This is a genomic window from Filomicrobium sp. (assembly GCF_025698805.1).
GTDB classification, from domain to species: domain Bacteria; phylum Pseudomonadota; class Alphaproteobacteria; order Rhizobiales; family Hyphomicrobiaceae; genus Filomicrobium; species Filomicrobium insigne.
The window spans coordinates 235,806-253,736 of record NZ_JAILWT010000004.1 but is presented as its reverse complement, the minus strand read 5'-3'; the positions used below and the strand labels follow the sequence as shown (position 1 = coordinate 253,736).

Here is a 17,931-nt window from a genome sequence, read left to right as displayed (position 1 = left end):
TCAAGCGTTAGACGGTGCAGTCGACGTGAGAGTTTCGGAGTACACGTCAGGCCACAGCAACGTTGACGATGTGTGGTGCGACGGGGAGCGGCCTACGGCAACGTTGGTCCACGCGACGCTGGAGGGTGATAACGCGAAGCCTTGGGTCCTCCTCTCGCGCACAGGAAGAATATCGCAGTTAGGCCAGACACCGGAACTCAGCGCATCGGCATAGCCCTGCGGTAGGTTTTCCAGTTCCATCATGCGAGCCGCAGTCTGATGGTCATAGTCGAGCGCGCGGTGTTCGATCCGCAGCCCGGAAGTCTCTGGAATAAGCAGGCTGTACCACACACGCGCCGTGCCGTCGTTGGCGGGCATGCCAATCACGCCAGGATTATGCCAGAGCCGCCCACCGATCAGTTCTGTAAACGGCAAACCGCAGTGCCCACCCAAAATGCCATCGCATCCGACGAGATCCAGTTCCTGGCGCTTAAGATCGCTCGGCGATGTCGCGAAAATAAATTGATTGATGGCGCTGGGAGTGCCGTGGACTACGGCGAGGCGGCGACCGCCGATCAACAAGTCAATCCTGTATGGCAGATCACGAAGCCAGTGCCGGTCTGTCGTGCTTATGTGACGGTTTGCATACGAATACCAAGTGTCGGAAAGGCGTTCACAGGCGCTGCCCTCAGCAAAGCCACAGCCGCATGTGTCCGCGCCCTCACCTAACTGCTCATCGCAGTTTCCTTGCACAACTACGATACCGCTCTCGCGCATAAGGGCGATCGTCGCAGCAGGCTCAGCGCAATAAGCCGCCAAGTCGCCCGTGCAAACGATATGTTCAGCCGGAATGCTAAGGCGTTTGGCTTCAGCCAGCAGGGCTCGCGTAGCCTGCAAATTACTGTATGGGCCGCCAAAAATGAGAGCTGGGCCATCAGCTTTAATCTCCGGGGGCGTATTTTGCATTTTGTTTTAATCCCAGCGAGACGGGGCTCAACGTGCGCGTCACTGCACATGCGCCAGTTCAATTATATGAAACACTCAGTGAGCTGAATCGCTCTAGCGCAGAGACTGGCGCGACACGCGCCGAGCTTCGAGCCGTATTACTTTCACATGCTCACCCCCGATAAGCGGAACTTTTTCCCTCTATTTGCGTTGCAGCCGCGCGGAGGATGACTCTGCGTTAGCCACTCATGATTTTATTGTCTGGCCATGTGAACGGGAGTCTCCGGCCGTCACATCGGGTTCCTGACACGAAGGAAGCCCGTTGCGCGACAGTAATGTACTGCGTCAATCAGGAGAAAGAGATGGCACGTTATTCTCTCACGCCTTTGCGTAGTGGAGCGATGAGCAACGACCCCTTCCAGTCGTTCCAGCGTGGCATGAATAGGCTTTTCGAGGACGTCTTCCAAGGTGTGCCGATGTCGGTAGGCGGCGATCTGGAGCAGAACGGCGGTGTATTGATGCCCCAGATTAATGTCTCCGAGACCGACAAGGAAATTATGATCACCGCAGAATTGCCCGGCGTCGCGGAAAAGGACGTCGACGTAACGCTTGACGATGACATGCTGACAATCAGCGGCGAGAAAAGGCTCGAAAAGAAAGAGGAAAAGGAAAACTACCATTTCGTCGAACGGTCATTTGGGCGCTTCCAACGTTCGTTACGCATTCCCCATTCCGTGAACCCGGATCAAGTTAAGGCGCAAGTCGAAAACGGTGTACTGACGATCACGATGCCCAAGAATGCAGAGCAGGAGCGGGTGCGCCATATTCAGATCGAGGGAAGCAAACACTGACGTTTCCGTTATCTGAACTAATTTTCGTGTCCGGAGGAGCGGTAACGCATAGCGCTCGGTGCATTATAAGCCGTCATTTTCTGCCTCCCGCGCCCTCCGGATCCGACTTAGCTTCCAATGAGGTCGACGATGACAAAGACCATGGTGAAATCCGTGAAGCGTGGCGATGCGCGCCGGGAAATGAGCAGTCAGCCGTGGCTGCACCAACACGGTCGGGAAATTCAAAAATTTGGGGACGTCAGGCAATTCCCGTTAGGGCTCTCTTTTGATGCCCGCGGCTACGCGTGCCAGCGTTTGAACCAGCTGCTCTGCGACACGGCCATTCTGTACGCGCTGTATAAGAAGCATCATTGGTTGGTGAGGGGGCCCACCTTCTACCAGCTACACCTGCTTTTCGATAAGCACGCAGGTGAGCAGGCGGCACTCATTGACGCAATCGCTGAACGTGTCCAAACCCTCGGTGGCATTGCTGTCGGCGATCCTCGTCATGCTGCGGAGATCACGCACATTCCTCGTCCTCCCGATGGCTGCGAAGAGGTCCCAGCAATGCTCTCGCGATTGCTTGAGGCGCACGAAATAATCTTGATCGACGCGCACGAGGCAGCCGCGAAGCTGGCGGATATGGGGGATGACGGCAGCAACGATCTGATCGTGTCCAGTCTCATCCGCACGAACGAGTTGCAAGCCTGGTTTTTAGCCGAGCATCTCGTGGACACCCCCCTCGTACGAGCGTAAATTGCTCATCAGTGTGCACACGAAATAGTCGAGCTTTTGAATGGAAAATATGCAAAAAATGAAAGCTGCATATTTTTTGTTCAAAAATTCATCTGCGTGGCTACACACCTACGCGTGCAAGATGACGAAACTGGGCCAGTTTCAACAGCTTGAGAAGACCTATATCGAGATGGCATAAGTTTTGTTTCTTGTCGGATGGAGTGCGTCGCTCTTGAAGCATTCTTGATGTTCTCGGCTGAGAATTCGGTAGGCCCCGAGCATTGTCCGTTTGACCCTGAAAGGGTGGTGCGGAATGAAATTGGTGTCCGCGATAATCAAGCCGTTCAAGCTCGAAGAGGTGCGTACTGCACTTTCAGACCTCGGCATTCAGGGCATGACGGTGACAGAGGTCAAAGGCTATGGCCGCCAGAAAGGCCATACCGAAATCTACCGCGGCGCGGAATATGCCGTGGACTTTCTACCCAAGCTCAAAATCGAAATTGTCGTCCAATCTCCCGATGTCGATAAGGCCGTCGAAGCGATCATTGACGCTGCGAAAACGGGCCAGATTGGCGATGGCAAAATTTTTGTGTCGAGCATTGAGCACGCCGTCCGCATCCGCACCGGAGAGACGGACGACAGCGCCCTCTGAGAGCCCGTTTAGGACTCCCACCAATCCAGCGCTATTCCAGGATTAAGGAATATTAGAAGATGCGATTCGCTTCCTTTGGCCGGATTATTCCGGCTCTAACGTGTGCGGCTGCGCTCGCTCTCGTGAGTGAGCCGGCATGGGCTGCGGAGACCCCGAACAAAGGGGACACCGCCTTTATGTTCATCTCCACGATCGCCGTCCTACTCATGACCGTGCCGGGTTTGGCATTGTTTTATGGTGGCCTTGTCCGCACCAAGAACATGCTGTCTGTTCTGATGCAGGTCTTCACGATCGTCTGTATCGTTGCCCTTATCTACGTCACCTATGGATACAGTCTGTCGTTTACTAGCGGCGGCGTTTGGAATGACTGGGTCGGAGGGCTCTCGAAGGCCTTTCTGTCAGGCGTCACCCCGGAGTCGGTGGCGGGCACGTTCTCCAACGGTGTTGTCATCCCGGAATACGTCTACATGGCGTTCCAGATGATGTTCGCATGTATCACGCCGGCTCTGATCGTAGGAGCAATCGCCGAACGCGTTAAGTTCTCTGCAGTCATCCTGTTTGTCGTCCTCTGGGTAACGTTTGTCTATTTCCCCGTCGCGCACATGGTCTGGTATTGGGCTGGCCCAGATGCCGTGGCTGACGCGGCGCGGGCTGCAGCCCAGGCCACAGGCGATGCGAAAGCGCAGGCCGATGCCGCACTCGAGGCGGTGCTGGCGGACTCCGGGAAGATCTTCCAGTGGGGAGCGATTGACTTCGCTGGCGGCACGGTTGTTCACATCAACGCGGGTATTGCCGGTCTCGTTGGCGCCATCATGATCGGAAAGCGTACCGGTTACGGCAAGGAGACGATGGCTCCGCATTCGCTCACCATGACGATGATCGGTGCTGCGCTTTTGTGGTTCGGCTGGTTTGGCTTCAACTGCGGCTCGAACCTGGAGGCGACGGGCGTCGCGCTCCTTGCGATGGTCAACACCATCGTCGCGCCAGCCGCCGCCGCGTTGTCGTGGATGTTCGTGGAATGGATCACGAAGGGTAAGCCCTCCCTGCTGGGTGCTGCGTCGGGTCTGGTTGCCGGACTTGTTGCCGTCACGCCGGCGGCGGGTTTCGCCGGACCAATGGGCTCCATCCTGCTCGGGATCGCGGCAGGCATCGTCTGTTTCATCTTCTCGACAGCGATCAAGAACACGCTTGGCTACGACGATAGCCTCGACGTTTTTGGGATCCATGCCGTTGGCGGCATCCTCGGCGCGATCCTCACTGGCATCTTGGTGAATCCGGACTTTGGCGGAACGGGTATCGGTGATTACGTCGCGAAGCCTGGCGAGGTCGTTGTGGCCGCATATTCCATGAGCGCGCAGGTGATGGCGCAGTTGTCTGCGGTAGGTCTTGTGGTCTTGTGGACCGGTCTTGGCTCGCTGATCCTCTACAAAATCGTAGACCTCATTGTCGGCTTGCGCCCATCTCAGGATAAAGAACGCGAAGGGCTCGACGTTTCGGAGCACGGCGAGCGCGCATACAACTACTGACGAGGGCTCCGGATCGGGCGCGCACGCCTAGCCCGCTGGGAATGCCATTAGCCAGGTGAGGGACCAAATTGCGGGAAGGACGGAATTTCGCCCTTCTCGCAAATTTTCGACTCCCCAATAACGTTTCTGCCAGCATTTGCGATAAATAAAGAGACGCGAGCCGACGATAGGCTCCCTGCAGCTCCAGGGAGCAAAGGAGCTCATTTTTCATGCCCCCACTCTTCGATCCGCGCCTTGGTGATATCGAGGACGACGCATCCAGTCCAAAGCGTCGCTCGCTCTTTGCTATCGCGGGAAGCCTGTTGGCGGAGATCAGTTTACCCAAGCTTCTTGCCGCTTGGTTACTTCTGATTGTCGTGCCTGGCGTGCTGCTAGGCCTTGCCCCACTCGTTGCCTCCGGATGGGTGGCACTTCTTTCTCGAAAGATCATCACGCCCCTTGACGGTATCTGGCCGCTTTTTCTGATTGTGCTTGTCATTGCGCTGGGCTGGCTCGGCTGGCGGCCTCTTTTTCGGATCGCGGAACGAGGGTTTTGGTCACTGAATTCTTTGGTCGTTCAGCCCGGCTATGCGCTCTGCCGTGAAGGACTCCGCCACTTGGTCGAGCACATGCTGATGCGCGACGCTGACGCCGAGAGCCGGGCGCGCCTCCGCGCAACCACGGCCGCAGGTGCTGGAATTGTCCTATGTGGACTGGGCATATGGATTGTTATGCTTGCCTGGCCATCTTCCCGTTGGGTCGGAGACGTCGCCGACCTCACCTCGCCACATCGCCTCATCGTCCCGGCACTTGCCAACACGGTCGTCGTGCTGGGCTCATATTTGGCGGTGAGCGCGCTGGCGTGGGGAATTGCCGACGCTGTCATGGCCCAACCCCGTGACTTGCCAGCCTTCGATGAGATGCCTGAGAAGGGCCGGATATGGCGCGTTGCACATCTCTCGGATTTGCACGTGGTTGGGGAACGATTTGGGTTCCGGATCGAAAGCGGACGGTCTGGGCCGCGCGGCAATGACAGACTGGAACAGATCCTCGAAGAACTCGCCAAGATCCATTCTCAAGAGCCGCTTGATCATGTGCTCATTACAGGTGACATGACCGACGCTGGTCGCTCCGCCGAATGGGCGGAGTTTTTCGCGGCACTGTCCCAATACCCGGAACTGGAGGCGCGCACGCTTGTGCTTCCAGGCAATCACGACGTCAACGTTGTCGACCGCGCCAATCCGGCGCGTCTCGACCTTCCAACAAGTCCTGGGCTACGCCTGCGCCAGATACGAGCCTTATCGGCGATTGCCGCTGTTCAAGGCGAAAAGGTTCACGTGGTGGATTCCGCGACGGGCCGGATTGGCCAAACGTTATCCGCGACGCTCGCTCCCCACGCCATGTCCATCGCTGACTTCGCTAACTCCGGGGCGCTTCGCCATTCGTCAGTCCTGTCGAGGATTTGGACGGATGTCTTTCCGATGGTCCTCCCGCCTGACGACGAGGACGGCTTGGGCGTTATCCTGCTGAACTCCAATGCCGAAACGCATTTCTCGTTCACCAACGCGCTTGGCTTCATGTCCGCCGAACAGGCAAGCGATCTAGCCGCTGTGACCCGTCAATTCCCGCATGCGCATTGGATCGTCGCCCTGCACCATCACATTGTGGAGTACCCCGAGCCGGTCACTGATTTCTCGAAGCGAATTGGGACCGCATTGATTAATGGCACTTGGTTTGTGCGACAGATCCAACCTTTGGCGAGCAGGATTGTCGCCATGCATGGCCACCGGCACATGGATTGGGTCGGAGAATGTGGTGGTGTGCGGATCATATCGGCACCTTCAGCGGTCATGGCTTCGACGGGTAACAATATCGTCCATTTCTATGTCCATCGCTTCGGGAGGGGGATGGCCGGCCGGCTTAGCCTGCTAAAGCCCGAGCGTGTGGAACTTCCGGGGATGAAGACTTAATCGAGCCTTGTCGGTGAGTGCGGCGCTCAGCCTTCGGGAGTTTCAACCGGTGCGCCGAAGAGATCTGATACCCAGACGGTGGAAGGATGCTGCGCGCATAGCGTTAGCAGCGCTATTGTAATCGGCACGCCGATGAAGGCGCCAAAAAAGCCCCACAGATAGGTCCAGAAGAAGACAGAGAACAGGACAAGGAAAGGCGAGATGGCGAGTGCGCGACCGGCAACCCGAGGTTCGATGTAGCTGCCGATAACAAACTGGATAATGTTGAGGCAGATAAATACGAGGACCGCAGACTGCCACCATTCGAATTGCGCCAGTGAAAATAATGTTGGAAACATCGTTGCGATGAACGGGCCGATAAACGGTATGAAATTCAGGGCAAACGCAATGACGCCCCACTCCTTCGCGAACTGAAGGCCAGCCGCGGCTGCCAGAGCCCAGACAAAAGCGCCGGTCGCGATGCTCATCGCCGTTCGGATTAGCATGTAATGCCGGAATTTTTCGGCAATGGAACGGCTGCCTTCTATCAGGACGCGAGCAGCTTCCTGATTTTTTAAATGCCGGATCTTTTCCGTCAATTCATCAACTTCAAGCAGGCCGAGAAGCAGGTAGATCAGTACGACAAGCCAAAAGGTAACAGTCGTATTGAGGTGCGTTGTGATCCCCTGCAAGACACGCATCAGCCATCGGACATCGAGATTTTCAGCCCATAGGCCGGCAATTATGATCCCGTGACCTTCAAGCCATGTGGCGGTCTGTTCGTAAATTGCTTGAAAACGGTCGGCTTCCGCGATCAGCGATCGGCCCACGCGTCCGAACCCCCAGGAAATGAGAGACCCAAAAACGAGGAAAACGATAATCGTGGCAAGGAGCACGATTGCGAGCGCGAGAAGCTTCGGCATGGTCGCCTGAAGCCGCTTCTGGAGAGGCCATACCAGCGCGATAATAAATAACGCGCAGACCACCGGCGCAAATATCGCGTTGGCGTAGTATAGCGCGGCGAAGATCAAAATCGCTGCGATGAGCCACGTGGCAACGCCAAAGTGAGGCTGGGTTGTTGATGAAGGAGCCGCGGACGGCTGGTCAATATTAGAACTCATCGCTCAGCTTCGTTGATTGGGGGGTAAACTTCACTATTCTAATCCGCGGCCATAATTAAATTGCATTCCTTTTGCGCGGAACACCAATAAAAACTGTAGTAATATAGAAATATACCCAAGAGATTTTTGTGGCTGGAGAACGGTTTCGACAGTTGATGAAATTTGACCGCATGGCGTCAATGGTAGCGTCGTGGAATTTAATAAGAGCAGAAATTTTAGAAGTGTTTCTAGGTGCGATTAATCATGAAGCAGGATTTCAAGTCGGGTGCGGTTCGAAAGTTTCTCCAGCCATCCTCTCTGGGGTATTAATGGAGAGTTGGAAAGACGCGTTGATGGAATTTCGTGTGCGGGGTTTCAATAAAGGGTGACCTGATGAACGCTTGCGCCCGTCGCAGGAAGGTAGAACTTGGCTTGGGTTCGTGCGGACTAATTGCCCTAGCTACGACCATTTTGCTTTCCGGATGCGGCCAGGAAGCCGAAACCGCGACCCCAAAAGTGCGTCCCGTTCGTACAGTCACAGTTGAGATGCGTGAGACAGGCATGCCCGTCTCGTTCACGGGACGCATTGAAGCCGAAGACGAGGTCACGCTTGGCTTCCGTATTTCAGGAAGACTCCTGAAAAATGACGTGAACCTAGGGGATCGCGTCAAGCCTGGTCAGGTCGTGGCGCGCCTTGAGCCTCAGAATGAGACGAATGCTCTGCGAACGGCCCAGGCCAACCTAGTGGCGGCACAAGGTCAGTTGACCCAAGCGCGCAACACCTTCGAACGCCAGGATACGCTCCTCAAGCAAGGCTGGACCACACGCGTCAATCACGATCAAGCGCAGCAAGCACTGCAGACGGCGGAATCGCAAGTTGAGGCGGCCGACGCCCAACTCAAGAAAGCACGAGATATGCTGAGCTTTACGGAGCTCAAGGCAGACGCGCCAGGCGTTGTGACAGCGACCGGTCCTAGAGCAGGAGAAGTTGTTCAGACGGGCCAGATGATTGTTCGGCTCGCGCGCCAGGACGGACGTGACGCGGTCTTCAACGTGCCCGCGCAATTGATCCGATCCGCGCCAAGCAATCCGGAGATCACCGTCACCTTGACGGAAGACCCTTCCGTCAAAGCCGTGGGCAGGGTGCGCGAGGTTGCACCGCAAGCCGATCCAGTCACGCGGACATTTGAGGTGAAGGTCGGTTTGACGAGCCCACCTGAGGCCATGCGTCTTGGTGCCACCGTGACGGGCACGATGCAGACGGCAGCGGTATCGATGATCGAGATCCCGGCGTCTGCCCTAACCCGTTTCAATCAGCAGCCGGCGGTTTGGGTTGTTGATCCGAAAAGCCAGACCGTTTCGATACGCAATGTCGAAGTGCTTCGCTATGACCAGTCACAAGTCGCCGTCGCCTACGGGCTGGTGTCAGGTGACATCGTCGTCACGGGCGGGGTGCAGGCTTTGCATCCCGGTCAAAAGGTACGCGTTCCTGGATTGGAGCCATGACAGGGTTCAATCTTTCAGAGTGGGCACTGAAACATCGTTCGCTCACGATGTATTTCATGATCGTCGCAATCGTCGCCGGTCTGTTGGCCTATCACCGCCTGGGTCGCAGCGAAGATCCGACCTTCGTCATCAAGACGATGGTGGTGCAGGCCGCGTGGCCCGGTGCAAGTGTTGAGGACACGCTCAAACAGGTCACCGAGCGTCTGGAGCGAAAACTTCAGGAAATTCCAAACCTCGATTTTCTACGCAGCTTTACACGCGCAGGCGTGACGACGATTTTCGTCAATCTGAAAGGCAGCACGACAGCCGATGAAGTTCCGGACATTTGGTATGAAGTCCGCAAAAGCATCGGAGACATCCGCCATACACTGCCCGATGGGATCGTTGGTCCCGGCTTCAACGACGACTTCGGCGATACCTTCGGAACGATTTACGGCTTCACAGCGGACGGCTTCACACATCGGGAACTGCGCGACTACGTCGAGGACGTTCGCTCAAGGCTTCTTCACGTGCCGGATGTCTCCAAGATAGAGATCCTCGGTGCGCAGGATGAGAAGATCTTCGTCGAATTTTCGATGCGAGATCTGGCGAGCCTGGGGATCGATCGTTCGGCTCTGATCGCGGCGCTGCAAGCACAAAATATCGTACAGCCTGCCGGCACAATACAAACAGACCATGAGGCGCTTTCCCTGCGCGTATCCGGGTCCTTCGAGACTGAAGAGGACGTCCGCAATATCAACTTCGCCATAGGTGGGCGGATGCTCCGACTGAGCGATATCGCACGCGTGCGCCGTGGCTTCTCAGATCCGCCGCAACCCCTGTTTCGCGTCAACGGCACACCGGCTATCGGACTGGCCATTGCGATGCGCGAGGGCGGCGACATTCTTGCGTTGGGCAAGAACATAGAGAAGTCCATGGCGGAGATAACCGCTAATCTGCCGATAGGGATCGAACCTAAGCTCGTCGCGGATCAGGCAGTGACGGTCGAGAGCGCTATCTCGGAATTCATGACCTCGCTCTGGCAGGCGGTCGCCATCATACTAGCAGTCAGCTTCATCAGTCTTGGCGTGCGCCCCGGTCTTGTGATCGCGACCGCCATTCCGTTGACGTTGACCATTGTGTTTTCCGTGATGGACCTCGCCAACATAGATATGCAGCGCATCTCGCTCGGTGCGCTGATTATAGCCCTTGCGTTGTTGGTCGACGATGCGATGACAACGACGGACGCGACGCTCAGCCGTTTGGCAGTGGGCGATACCAAAACGGAGGCGGCGGCGTTTGCGTATCGCACTTACGCGTTCGCGATGCTGGCTGGAACGCTGGTAACGATCGCTGGTTTTGTGCCCGTTGGCTTTGCTGCGAGCTCCGCAGGTGAATACACGTTTTCGCTCTTCGCTGTCGTTGCGATCGCGCTGATCGCCTCTTGGTTCGTTGCGGTCATTTTTGCTCCGCTGTTGGGCGTGGCGATCCTCAAGCCGCCGAAGGCTGAGCAAGACAAAGAACCCGGATTTGTGTTCCGCACCTACCGGAGTTTTCTCACGCAAGCTATGCGCGCGAAGTGGCTCACGTTGGCGGCGACAGCAGCGCTCTTTGTCGGCGCGGTCTTAGCTTTGCCGCTCATACCTCGCCAATTCTTCCCCTCCTCCGATCGCCCTGAGCTTCTGGTGGACCTGAGCTTGCCGCAAAACGCCTCAATCTACGCCAGCGAAGACGTTGCCAAGCGCTTTGATGACCTCCTCGCAAAGGACGAGGATGTCGCGCGCTGGAGTACATATGTGGGCCGTGGGGCGATCCGGTTTTATCTTCCGCTCAATGTGCAGCTACCGAATGACTTCTTCGCGCAGTCCGTGATCGTCGCCAAAGATGTCGCCGCGCGAGAACGGCTCAGAGACAAATTAGAAAAGGCTCTCGCAAACGATTTTCCCAGCGTCGTAAGCCGGGTTTATCCGCTTGAGTTGGGGCCGCCCGTCGGTTGGCCAATTCAGTACCGGGTCAGCGGCCCAGATGTCTCCAGAGTGCGCGAGGTTTCACTCCAACTCGCAGAAGTTCTTGCGAAGAATCCGCAGACGGCCAACGTCAACTTCGATTGGATGGAGCCAGCCAGACAAGTACGCATTCGCATCGATCAGGATGAGGCTCGTCTTCTGGGCTTAAGTTCTGAATCCCTCGCCAGTACTCTGAATACGGTCGTCTCGGGGATCCCGATCACCCAGGTGCGCGACAATATCTATCTGGTGGACGTCGTCGTGCGCGCGACCGAAGATCAACGTGTCTCATTGAACAATCTACGCACGCTTCAAGTGCCGCTGCCCAACGGCAGCACAGTTCCATTAAGTCAGTTTGCAACCTTCGAATACGCTCAGGAATATCCTCTTGTCTGGCGCCGCGATCGCGTGCCCACACTCACGGTGCAGTCCGATATCACGCCAGGCGTTTTGCCCGAAACCGTAGTCGCAGCACTTGCACAGCCGATCGCGGATCTCTCCGCATCGCTTCCTCCATCTTACAGCATCGACGTTGGTGGCACAGTTGAAGAAAGCGCAAAATCACAGGCCTCCGTCGCTGCTGTCATTCCGGCAATGCTGTTGATCATGCTGACGGTGTTGATGATCCAGCTTCGGAGTTTCGAAAAGTTGCTCATTGTGCTGAGCGTCGGACCGCTCGGACTAATCGGCGTGGTTGCGGCTTTGGTCTTGTCGGGCAAGCCGATGGGCTTCGTTGCGATCCTGGGTATTCTCGCTTTGCTGGGCATAATCACGAAAAACGCTGTCATACTGGTCGGCCAGATCGATGCCGAGCGGGCCCAAGGCAAAGACGTAACGCAAGCCGCGATCGATGCCAGCAGCGCCCGTTTCCGGCCCATTATGCTGACGGCCGTTTCCACTGTTCTCGGCATGATCCCGATCGCACCGACAGTGTTCTGGGGCCCCATGGCGTTCGCCATCATGGGCGGTCTCTTGGTTGCAACGATCCTGACGCTCGTTTTCCTGCCGACACTCTACGTGACGTGGTTCGGTTGGCGCGAGTCGCGGGCAGGTCCCGCTGAAAATCCAGTTTGAGAAGATACGAGAGAAAGAAGCCACGTCCGAGTTTGCTGCAAGTCGTGTGAAGCCCACGAGGTGTGAGTAAGCGTCATGCAAGACAAGAGCGATGGTCTAAGTGAAACCCTACGAAGCGGGAGTGTGCGAGCTGCGTTGTTCTTCATTCTCTGGCTGATCATCACCGGAGCAGCAACGGGCGACATGTTGATTGGCGTGATTGCGTCACTCATTGCAGCGGTCGCAAGTCTAAAACTGCTGCCGCCGCGACGGCGCGCGTGGCGTCTTTCCGAAGCAGTCAAATTGGGAGTGCGTTTCCTCCGGCAATCGATCGTCGCAGGAATTGACGTCGCCCGGCGCACGCTTGATCCGCTCTTGCCTTTGCGTCCGGGCTTCGTGTCGTACAAATCCAAGCTTCCACGTGGCCCTGAGCGTGATGCGTTCTTCACCATGACGAGCTTGTTGCCCGGCACACTTCCTTCGGGGCCTGGCCGGGGCGAGGACGTCCTCGTTCATTGTCTGGACGTCGAACAGCCTGTGGCCGAACAACTCGCGATCGAAGAGCATCTCTTTCATCAAGTTGCGGGAGGTGTGAACCGCGATGAATGAATTTCTCTATCTGGCGGCGACCGTGGTTCTTGCGATGGTTGCGTTGGGGCTGTTCCGAATTCTGTATGGGGCCGGAGAAGCCGATCGTCTGATGTCGGCACAGCTCATCGGATCGGGTGGCGTGGCCGTGCTGCTTCTGCTTTCCGTGACAATGGCCAGTTCGGCAATCGTCGACGTCGCGCTTCTGCTTGCTCTGTTGGCCGCATTCGCATCCGTCGCCTTTGTATCGACGGCCGAAGAACTCCGAGCATCTGTATCCGAGAGTGAGGCCGGCGATGACCCTGATTCTTGATGTCTTCACCATCGCCGCTGTCACAGTAGGCGTTTTCTTCTTCGTGATCGCCGCGCTGGCGTTTTTGCGTTTTCCAGATGGGCTGACGCGGCTGCATGCGTTGACCAAAGTCGACAACGTAGGACTGGGACTCATTGTCTTTGGCCTGTTGCCTCAAGCCGGAAGCGTGATGGGAGCTTTGAAGCTGATCTGTGTGTGGCTGCTGGTCCAGTTCTCTGGCGCGATCGTGACGCAACTGATCGCCCGATCAACACGACGCGAAGGGCAGGAGGCATGACGATGGCTTCCGTCTTTGACGTGACGCTTGTCTGCTTGATCCTCGCCGTCGGAGCCTGGAGCACGTTCGCGCGGCTCACCTTTTCCGCTATCGTGATCTTCATCGTCTATGGCCTGCTCCTGTCGCTGGCCTGGGTACGACTGGCCGCTGTAGATGTTGCCCTTACCGAGGCGGCCATCGGTAGTGGCGTAACAGGCATGCTGCTGCTCAACGCCGTTGCCAGATTGCGATCAACTGATGCTGCGCCTACCCCGTCCAGATCGTCTGTAAATATCGCCGCAGGCGTCTTTTGCACATTGATCACCGCCAGCCTTGCCGGATTGGTCCTGGTTCCGCCACAGGTACCAGTATCATTGGCTCCGTCCGTGATGGAGTCCCTTGGACAAAGCGGCCTCGGCAATCCGGTTGCAGGCGTACTGTTCGTCTACCGCTCGCTTGATACGCTGCTCGAAAAGGTCGTGCTGGTCCTCGCATTGATTGCTGTTTGGTCGCTTGCGCCGGACGGCCTCTGGGGAGGCAAGCCTGCCCTTCGGCCGTTCCCGCAACGCGATAGTGTTCTTATCTTTCTTGCGCGAACCGTCCCGCCCATCGGCATCATGGTCGGCATCTACATGTTTTGGGTCGGTGCGGATGAGCCCGGCGGAGCTTTCCAAGGCGGAGCCGTTCTTGCTGCGATGTGGATACTTGTGATGATCGCTGGGCTCGCTGCGGTGCCACCCACGAGTTCGCATGCGTTACGTTTGGCTTTGATCGTGGGGCCGGTCGTCTTCCTTGCGATCGGCATACTCGGAATTTTCCTGACGGGGACTTTCCTTGCCTATCCAGAGGGCTACGCCAAGCCTCTCATCATTGCCATCGAAGCGACGCTCACCTTCTCCATCGGCGTCACACTTGCGATGCACGTGGTCGGTCCGCCGGAGAGGGAATGGCGATCATGAACGCGATTACGATATTCGGGCTCTGCGCTGCAGCTCTCGTAGGCTTGGGGATATTCGGCCTGATCGTGAATCCGCAACCGCTGCGCAAGATCCTAGCGATCAATATTCTCGGGTCCGGCGTGTTTCTGATGTTCGGAGTGATTGCCCGGCGTGGTGCCGCAGCCGGTTTGGGAGGTGATCCGGTGCCACAAGCCATGGTCATCACGGGAATTGTCGTAGCCTTCTCCGCGACTGCATTGGCCGTCGCACTCTTGCTCCGGTTGGTTCTGGTGTCGGGTGCAGCCACTCTTGAGGCCGAAGCTGAACCCAGCGAGAAGGACGGCAGATGATGGCGGCCGCGGAGACCTCTTCCATCGCCGGCCTCCTGCTCGTTTCAGTCCTGATTTTGCCGGTGGTAGGGATACTGGCTCAGCTTGCGCTCGGCGGCCGTTTTCTTAATTGGATTTGCCTTGCTGTTTTCCCAGCGAGCTTCGGTGTGTCCGCAGCGACATGCGCCGTTGTCTGGTCCCATGGCGAACCGCTGATCTACATCGTCGGCGGCTGGCAGCCGCCGCTTGGAATTGCACTGCGCGCCGATGGAATTTCGGCGGCGATGATGCTTGTCACCGCCATCATTATTTGCGCCGTAGCCATATTTGCACGAGTGGAGTTTACGCAGCCAAGTGGAGCCCCCGAGGCGCGCGCGCCATTCGTATTTTGGGCACTTATCCTTGCGCTCTGGAGTGCGCTCAACGCCCTTTTCCTCGGCTGCGATCTGTTTAATCTCTATGTCGCGTTGGAATTGCTGACTTTCGCCGCTGTACCCCTCGTATGCCTCAAGGGCGGAGAGGCGACGGTCAAAGCAGCACTTCGATATCTTCTTTTCGCGCTGCTCGGGTCGATGCTCTACCTCATGGGAACCGCGTTGCTGTACGGCGCCTATGGCACCTTGGACATAACATTGCTGGCGCAGCGGGTTCACCCTGAACGCGTAACCTGGATCGCAGCAGCATTGATGACGGTAGGGCTCCTGACCAAGACGGCGCTCTTCCCACTGCATCTATGGCTTCCTCCAGCCCACGCTGGCGCGCCCGCTGCGGGAAGCGCCGTGCTGTCGGCGTTAGTGGTCAAAGGCTCATTCTTCCTCATCGTTCGCCTGTGGTTCGATGCGATGCCCGGATTGGGACATACCGCCGGTCCGCAACTGCTCGCCAGCCTGGGCGCTGCCGCAATCCTGTTCTGCAGCGTCATGGCATTGCGGCAGCAGCGACTAAAGCTTCTTGTCGCGTACTCGACCGTGGCTCAGATCGGCTACCTCTTCCTGATGTTTCCACTCGCTATGGCAGCGGAGCAATCGTGGACGAGTCTGGCTTGGACCGGTGGATGGCTTCAGTTGTTTTCTCACGCGTTCGCCAAAGCGGCGATGTTTCTGGCCGCAGGGCTGATTGCCGACGCACTGGGTCATGATCGAATTAATGATCTGGGTGGTGCTGGTCGCTTGCGACCATTGACGTTCTGCACGTTTGGATTGGCGGGTCTGTCGCTGATCGGCGTTCCACCAAGTGGTGGTTTCGTCGCCAAGTGGCTGCTGCTCTCTGCATCTGTCGCAGAAGGACAATGGATTTGGGCGGCGGTGATTGTCGTCGGTGGTTTGCTGGCGGGAGGTTACATTTTCAAAGTTCTAGGTAGAGCGTTCACGGCAGGCAGCGATGCTCCTGTGATCGTCACACCCGTGTCACTATCGCGCGAGGTTGTGGCCTTCAGCCTTGCGGTAGGCGCGGTTCTGCTTGGCTTCTTTCCGTTGGAGCCGGCTGAAATTCTCCAGATTGGCCGCCCTGAAATTTTAGGGAGCACCGTGCCATGACACTGGGCGAAGTCCTGCTTGTCGCAACGCTCGCCGTCCCGCTGGTGACGCTCGTCCTCGCCTTGTCATCCGGATCTCATCGCCGCACGACGATTCTTCTGGTGCTGGCTGCCATCCCCGCTCTGCTCACGGCGCTTTTTGCGGAGAGCGGCACAACCGTTGTTCTTCCCCAAGCTTTGCTTAGCTTGGTGCTGTCGCTCGACCTCCCCGGACGATTGCTATTGGGCGCCGCCGCCCTGCTTTGGATCGCGACGGGCGCATATGCTGTACTGTCCCGCCGGGGACGGGAGAACGACAACCCGTTCCCCATCTGGTGGCTGGCGACGATGACAGGCAGCTTCGGCGTCTTCATCGTTGCCGATCTGGTCGGCTTCTACCTGTTCTTCACCCTCGTTAGCCTGTCCGCATATTGGCTGGTGGTCGATGATGGAGCACCACCGGCAAAACGCGCAGGCGCGGTGTATGTGTCTTTCGCCCTCCTCAGCGAAGCCTTTCTGCTCTTGGCGTTCGTGCTCCTAGCCGTCGCGACGCGAAACGACAGCTTCCTCATCCGTGATGCCGTGGCGGCGATTTCCACGTCACCGCTCCGTGACCCCGCGATGGCGTTTTTAGTTCTCGGCTTCGGAATAAAGATCGGGCTCGTCCCATTCCACGTTTGGATGCCATTGACCTACGCGTCTGCGTCTATTCCGGTCGCTGCGGTCCTGAGCGGCGCGACTGTGAAGGCAGGAGTGATCGGCCTGATCCGTTTTCTACCATTCGGCGTGCCGCTGCCGGGGTGGGGTGAGACATTGACGGCCCTCGGATTCGTGTCAGCGTTTTACGGCGTCCTCATCGGCATCACACAAACTAATCCAAGAACAATTTTAGCCTATTCAAGTGTGAGCCAGATGGGGCTCATTGCAGCCGTGCTCGGCATGGGTCTCGCCACAGGAAATTCCATCACGCCAGCGGCCGCCGCCTTCTACGCGATGTTTCATATTCTCGCCAAGGGCGGACTCTTCCTCGCGATCGGCGTGGCCCAAAAGACGAGGCATCGCACCGAATGGACGGTGCTGTTGCCTGCCGCCGTAGTTGTGCTGGGGTTTGGCGGCTTTCCAATGACAGGCGGTGCCATCGCGAAATACGCGATCAAATCCCCGCTGGGTGATGGCGACGTAGCGATGCTTGCTATGGTGTCGGCTGCCGCCAGTACGCTGTTAATGCTGCACTTCCTGCGGTGTCTGCGAGCCAGCAGGTCACACGAAACGCGAACGACTTCGGCCGCGGAGCAATCCTTTATCTGGCTTGCGATCGCGGTCGCCGTCGTAGCGCTACCGTGGGCGCTCTATCCCGCCGTGATACAGGCGTCCGCGCATGATGCGTTATCATTTGATGCGCTGTGGAAGGCCACGTGGCCCGTATTAATCGGCGTGTTACTTTTTGGAGTTCTTGGTCGCGCGCCACGCATTCTTCCGATGATCCCACCCGGAGATATAATCGTACTTCACAGCTGGGCTTGGAGCGGCGCTAAAGCGCTGGGTGATGCTACGGAGCGCATTGACGAGTATTTGCGGCGATGGTCCATAGCTGGGAGCTTACTGCTCGTCGTGACACTAGCTCTCATCGGCTCGTTCTACGTCGGTCGCTAACGAGCGAAACGCCATCAAAGTGTAACGTTTGAATTGAGAGACGGGGACCGTTCTCAACGCATAAATCCGTGTGCAGCACGAAAATGTGAACTCATTTGCAGA

At 57.3% G+C, this 17,931-nt stretch carries 17 protein-coding genes; 15 read left to right on the top strand and 2 right to left on the bottom strand.

All coding sequences use genetic code 11. The annotated features are described in order from the left end of the window. Complete coding sequence (locus K5845_RS12190) at positions 1-945, bottom strand: metallophosphoesterase family protein (RefSeq protein ID WP_287959068.1); 945 nt, start codon at positions 943-945, stop codon at positions 1-3. A 341-nt stretch (positions 946-1,286) separates the two neighbouring features. Between K5845_RS12190 and K5845_RS12185 the strand changes: the two genes are divergently transcribed. The 5 genes from K5845_RS12185 (at position 1,287) to K5845_RS12165 (ending at position 6,616) form a co-directional block, all read left to right on the top strand. After that, complete coding sequence (locus K5845_RS12185; protein WP_046480209.1) at positions 1,287-1,775, top strand: Hsp20/alpha crystallin family protein; 489 nt, start codon at positions 1,287-1,289, stop codon at positions 1,773-1,775. Between the two features lie 129 nt (positions 1,776-1,904). Then, positions 1,905-2,510: a Dps family protein gene (locus tag K5845_RS12180; RefSeq protein WP_046478133.1), complete on the top strand. Its 606-nt coding sequence runs from the start codon at positions 1,905-1,907 to the stop codon at positions 2,508-2,510. Positions 2,511-2,802: 292 nt separating this feature from the next. Beyond that, positions 2,803-3,141 (top strand): P-II family nitrogen regulator, encoded by a 339-nt coding sequence (locus K5845_RS12175; protein ID WP_046478134.1) that lies wholly within the window; start codon positions 2,803-2,805, stop codon positions 3,139-3,141. A 59-nt stretch (positions 3,142-3,200) separates the two neighbouring features. Next, positions 3,201-4,667 (top strand): ammonium transporter, encoded by a 1,467-nt coding sequence (locus K5845_RS12170; RefSeq protein ID WP_052743825.1) that lies wholly within the window; start codon positions 3,201-3,203, stop codon positions 4,665-4,667. 209 nt (positions 4,668-4,876) lie between these two features. Continuing rightward, entirely contained in the window at positions 4,877-6,616 is a 1,740-nt protein-coding gene (locus tag K5845_RS12165) for a metallophosphoesterase family protein (RefSeq protein ID WP_287959067.1), read from the top strand. Between the two features lie 26 nt (positions 6,617-6,642). Here the strand turns inward: K5845_RS12165 and K5845_RS12160 are convergent, their stop codons facing one another. After that, the gene (locus tag K5845_RS12160; RefSeq protein WP_287959066.1) at positions 6,643-7,716 is read right to left on the bottom strand and encodes an AI-2E family transporter; all 1,074 of its coding nucleotides are present in this window, start codon (positions 7,714-7,716) and stop codon (positions 6,643-6,645) included. Between the two features lie 128 nt (positions 7,717-7,844). On the opposite strand from K5845_RS12160, the gene K5845_RS12155 reads away from it, so the two are divergent. From K5845_RS12155 to K5845_RS12110, 10 genes are all read left to right on the top strand, one after another. Continuing rightward, positions 7,845-8,084: a hypothetical protein gene (locus tag K5845_RS12155; RefSeq protein ID WP_287959065.1), complete on the top strand. Its 240-nt coding sequence runs from the start codon at positions 7,845-7,847 to the stop codon at positions 8,082-8,084. Positions 8,085-8,088: 4 nt separating this feature from the next. Continuing rightward, positions 8,089-9,201, top strand: a complete 1,113-nt coding sequence (locus tag K5845_RS12150) for an efflux RND transporter periplasmic adaptor subunit (RefSeq protein ID WP_046478138.1) — start codon at positions 8,089-8,091, stop codon at positions 9,199-9,201. Then, entirely contained in the window at positions 9,198-12,260 is a 3,063-nt protein-coding gene (locus K5845_RS12145) for an efflux RND transporter permease subunit (protein ID WP_287959064.1), read from the top strand. Before K5845_RS12150 ends, K5845_RS12145 begins: the two co-directional genes overlap by 4 nt. Positions 12,261-12,335: 75 nt before the next feature. Then, positions 12,336-12,848, top strand: a complete 513-nt coding sequence (locus K5845_RS12140) for a Na+/H+ antiporter subunit E (protein WP_046478140.1) — start codon at positions 12,336-12,338, stop codon at positions 12,846-12,848. Continuing rightward, positions 12,841-13,140 carry an MrpF/PhaF family protein gene (locus K5845_RS12135; protein WP_046478141.1) on the top strand — a complete coding sequence of 100 codons (300 nt, stop codon included), beginning with the start codon at positions 12,841-12,843 and terminating at the stop codon, positions 13,138-13,140. Before K5845_RS12140 ends, K5845_RS12135 begins: the two co-directional genes overlap by 8 nt. Next, positions 13,124-13,417: a cation:proton antiporter gene (locus K5845_RS12130; protein ID WP_046478142.1), complete on the top strand. Its 294-nt coding sequence runs from the start codon at positions 13,124-13,126 to the stop codon at positions 13,415-13,417. The genes K5845_RS12135 and K5845_RS12130 overlap by 17 nt, the downstream gene beginning before the upstream one ends. A gap of 2 nt (positions 13,418-13,419) precedes the next feature. Beyond that, the gene (locus tag K5845_RS12125; protein ID WP_287959063.1) at positions 13,420-14,355 is read left to right on the top strand and encodes a hydrogenase subunit MbhD domain-containing protein; all 936 of its coding nucleotides are present in this window, start codon (positions 13,420-13,422) and stop codon (positions 14,353-14,355) included. Continuing rightward, positions 14,343-14,684 (top strand): NADH-quinone oxidoreductase subunit K, encoded by a 342-nt coding sequence (locus K5845_RS12120; protein WP_348270686.1) that lies wholly within the window; start codon positions 14,343-14,345, stop codon positions 14,682-14,684. The genes K5845_RS12125 and K5845_RS12120 overlap by 13 nt, the downstream gene beginning before the upstream one ends. Continuing rightward, on the top strand, positions 14,681-16,198 hold the full coding sequence (locus K5845_RS12115; protein ID WP_287959062.1) for a complex I subunit 5 family protein: 1,518 nt from the start codon (positions 14,681-14,683) through the stop codon (positions 16,196-16,198). The genes K5845_RS12120 and K5845_RS12115 overlap by 4 nt, the downstream gene beginning before the upstream one ends. Next, a complete protein-coding gene (locus K5845_RS12110) occupies positions 16,195-17,829 on the top strand; it encodes a complex I subunit 5 family protein (RefSeq protein ID WP_287959061.1) in 1,635 nt (544 codons plus the stop codon). The genes K5845_RS12115 and K5845_RS12110 overlap by 4 nt, the downstream gene beginning before the upstream one ends. The last annotated feature ends 102 nt before the right edge of the window (positions 17,830-17,931 follow it).